This window comes from Bacillus sp. LL01 (assembly GCF_001037965.1).
The window spans coordinates 1-3610 of record NZ_LFEL01000231.1; the positions used below are offsets into that span (position 1 = coordinate 1).

The window sequence follows — 3610 nt, forward strand, 5'->3', positions numbered from 1 at the left end:
CTACTTGAGTAAACATTTGCTTCACATTTCGCTTTGCTATCCACCAACGCATCGCTCGTTTGGCAAAAGGAAAGTAAGAGGCATAAATAAATCGTCTTTTTACCCGCTTTAAGTAACCAGAACTTGATAACAAAATAATAGAAGAAATTAAGCTTGGCTTCGTTCTCGCTGTATATAAGGCCACTTGGCCTCCCATTGAATGACCTACAACCGTGACATTTTTTAATTGAAGCAACTCCATTAATGAGATGACAAGGTCTGCATAACTTTGAAAGGAATAACAAAACTTCCCTTGCTTCCCACTCCTCCCAAACCCTGGTAGATCCATACAAAGAACTTCATAATGCTTGGTGAGAAAAGGAATCAAGTAACGAAAACTATAGCTAGAAGAAACAAATCCATGAATAAAGACTAATGTACCTCGCTTTTCTTTTCGTGCAAAATACCGTTCGTAATATAGATCCGTCTCCTTTAAATACACAACCGATTTCAAAAAATGTTCCCTTTTCATATCCCATCCCTCATCTTAATTAATATTAATCTTTGTGTTGTTTCACTCGCTTTTAAAACGTAATATAGTAGGTATATTGACCTGCGACGTGTCATTTACAAAGGGGGACCACTAGTTGTCTGTTTATAAAATTTCGTAAAGAATGTAGGGATCTATTATCTGTTCGGCTCTCTAATAGCAGTTATCGGCGTAGGCGTTGTATTAATCCCAACGACCCTTTCTTTAGAAGCACGGGATATTCTTCCTTTAGGGGTTGTTGTCTTCCTTTCTTTTTTAACGATGATCTCTATCGAGTTTTATTTTTTTAGACGTCATACGAAGCCTATCAAGCATATTTTCTTAACTGAAAAGCCTACATTTCCAGAATTGAAAGCAGCCTATTATCAGATTCATCGTTTCCCTAAATTGACTGGGTATGGCATTAGTGTGCCTGCGATCTTACTTACGATCTTTTTTTTTGAAATTGAGCTACTTCATATCCCTTATGAATACATTTTATATGGGTTAGTTTGTGCAACCTTAATTGCTGGTATGCACGCTATGATTGAGTACTATCATACATCTAGTGTCATTTTCCCACTTTTAGATCATGTTCAACTAGAAGCGCTCCAACGGTATAACCAAGAACTCACATTAGAAGGGGAAAAAGTAGTTTCTTTAAAAACAAAATTTCAATTAAGCGCATTGTTATTTGGCGCCTTCCCTTTACTTCTTTTTAGCTTGGCTACACAGATGCGCCTTAGCCAAAGAGAAGCCTTACTGATCGAGATCTATTGGATTTGGTCTATGCTTGTTTTACTAGTAGGGTGCGGATTATCTTTGTATGGGGCAAGACTTTTGTTTTCGATTGTGCAACAGCCTTTAAATCAACTGCATTCGAAAATGAAACAAGTCTAGGAGGGTTGCTTTACTGTCCGGGCATCCGATTATTACTCAGATGAATTCTCACAAACCATTCACGGATTTAATCATATGGTGAAAGGACTTGAATTAAGGGAGAATGTGAACAATCAATTATATGAAAGCTTCTTTGAAACGTTAGCGACAACTCTTGATGCAAGAGACTCCTATACTGCTGGACACTCGCTCCGTTTAGCTGAATATGCCGTTCAAATAGGTAAGAAAGCAAGCTTGGACGCACATCAGCTTTTAATTCTTAGAAAAACAGGCCTTCTACATGACATTGGAAAGATTGGTGTCCCTGATCATAAAGGATGGACGCTTGACGAAAGAAGAGTTTAAAGTCATCCAACAGCATCCCGGTCTAGGAGAAGATATTTCTCCATCAATTCAACCGGCTGAATTGATGGAGAAACTAATACCTGGAGTACGTTCTCATCACGAGAGAATATATGGAAAAGGGTATCCTGATCAATTAGTTGATCATCAAATCCCTTTATACGGGAAAATTTTAGCTGTAGCAGATGCTTATGATGCGATGACTTCAGACCGCCCTTATCGCATGGGTATGACCAAAGAAAAGGCCTTAACGATTCTACAAGATGGAAAAGGGACTCAATGGGATGCCCAGTTTGTTGACTACTTCTGTGAGTGGTTGATAGATGAACACCAAGTAGAAGTTTCATCTCTTTTCACACATTCATAAAACAGAAAAAGAAAAACCTACTAAGCGTAGGTTTTTCCTGTCTTAATATTCACTTAAGTCATAAGGTGTCTCTTGGTATACATAGTAGTTAAGCCAGTTGGAAAAAAGTAAATTCGAATGTGCACGCCACCTTAGTTTTGGCGCAGCCTCTGCATTATTTTGTGGAAAATAATTTTCAGGCAAAGAGATATCAAGACCTCTTTCTACATCTCGTCTATACTCATCTTCTAATGTACATGTATCATATTCAGAGTGACCTGTTACAAAGATTTGTTTGCCATTTTTAGCTGCCACTAAATAAACGCCCGCCTCTTTTGACATACTTAAGATATCAAGGTCAGGGACCTTTTCGATCTCATCAGGAAGAACGGCTGTGTGTCTGGAGTGGGGAGCTAAAAATTCATCATCAAAGCCACGCATTAACTTTACATTTGGTTGTTCAATACTATGGGTAAAAACGCCAAACAATTTCTGCTCCAGCTCGTACTTTCTTACACCATAATGATGATACAAGCCAGCTTGTGCACCCCAACAAATATGTAGAGTGGATGTAACGTTTGTCACGCTCCAATCCATAATCCGCTTGAGTTCATCCCAGTAATTAACTTGTTCAAATTCAAGCTTCTCAATTGGTGCACCTGTGATAATCATTCCATCAAATTTCTTTGACTGAATCTCTTCAAACGTTTTATAAAATGAACGAAGATGCTCTTGTGGTGTATTTTTTGAAACATGGGTATCTGGATATAAAAACGATACATCTACTTGCAGGGGCGTGTTCCCCAACAATCGTAATAATTGTGTTTCGGTCGTCTCTTTAATCGGCATCAAATTCAATATGATAATTTTCAATGGTCTGATATCCTGCGAGTAGGCACGGCTCTCATCCATWACAAAAATGTTCTCAGCGTTCAGTACTTCTTTTGCAGGTAGGTGATCTGGAATCTTGATAGGCATAGATCTCGGCGCTCCTTTTCTTTAATCACTAAATGATAAAGAGATATCCTTCATTACAATAAACTGTTAAACTAAAATTATAACGATTGTTTTAAATTATCACAAAATTCAATGTTAATCAATCATTTAAGGAGATGTTAGAGGATGAAAATTCGAATTGAGTGGATCTACCGTATACCTAAAGGAAATCGCAACTTTTTCATGCAGTCAGAGTTTATGACTCTTAAGGACGTTCTCCTTCTATCATCCGACTTAGAAAAGAGTGGACGATTAAAATCAATTGAGTACTTCGATCAACAAGATCGTAGTTGGACAAAGAAAGAACTAGATAAACTATCGAAAATCCATGAGACGGAACCACAAGATGTCAGTGTCTATGTAGATGGTGGTTACGATAAAAATACGAAATTAGCTGGATTGGGTATTGTCATTTATTTTACCCAACATCAGAAAAAATGGCGAATCCGTCGAAATGAACAAATTGAATACATAACAGATAACAACGAAGCAGAGCTTGCGGCGATGCATGTAGCGAT

Annotated in this window: 4 protein-coding genes and 1 pseudogene; 3 read left to right on the top strand and 2 right to left on the bottom strand. The window is 37.8% G+C overall.

Translation table 11 applies throughout. The annotated features are described in order from the left end of the window. Positions 1-511, bottom strand: a 511-nt coding sequence (locus AB685_RS28540; protein WP_047973988.1) for an alpha/beta hydrolase, incomplete at its 3' end; no start/stop codon positions are given. Between the two features lie 279 nt (positions 512-790). Here AB685_RS28540 and AB685_RS32270 point away from each other — a divergent pair. Further along, positions 791-1408, top strand: a complete 618-nt coding sequence (locus tag AB685_RS32270) for a hypothetical protein (protein WP_241773413.1) — start codon at positions 791-793, stop codon at positions 1406-1408. 75 nt (positions 1409-1483) lie between these two features. After that, positions 1484-2117: pseudogene (locus AB685_RS32520) on the top strand (HD domain-containing phosphohydrolase). 42 nt (positions 2118-2159) lie between these two features. Here AB685_RS32520 and metA read toward each other — a convergent pair. Further along, positions 2160-3074 carry a homoserine O-succinyltransferase gene (metA, locus tag AB685_RS28550; RefSeq protein WP_047973989.1) on the bottom strand — a complete coding sequence of 305 codons (915 nt, stop codon included), beginning with the start codon at positions 3072-3074 and terminating at the stop codon, positions 2160-2162. A 144-nt stretch (positions 3075-3218) separates the two neighbouring features. Between metA and AB685_RS28555 the strand changes: the two genes are divergently transcribed. After that, positions 3219-3610 (top strand): RNase H family protein (locus tag AB685_RS28555; protein ID WP_047973990.1); only part of this gene is annotated, 392 nt, incomplete at its 3' end.

Excerpts from the sequence above, each read along its gene's own strand:
- AB685_RS32270 (WP_241773413.1), top strand. The coding sequence starts at position 791 with ATGATCTCTATCGAGTTTTATTTTTTTAGACGTCATACGAAGCCTATC.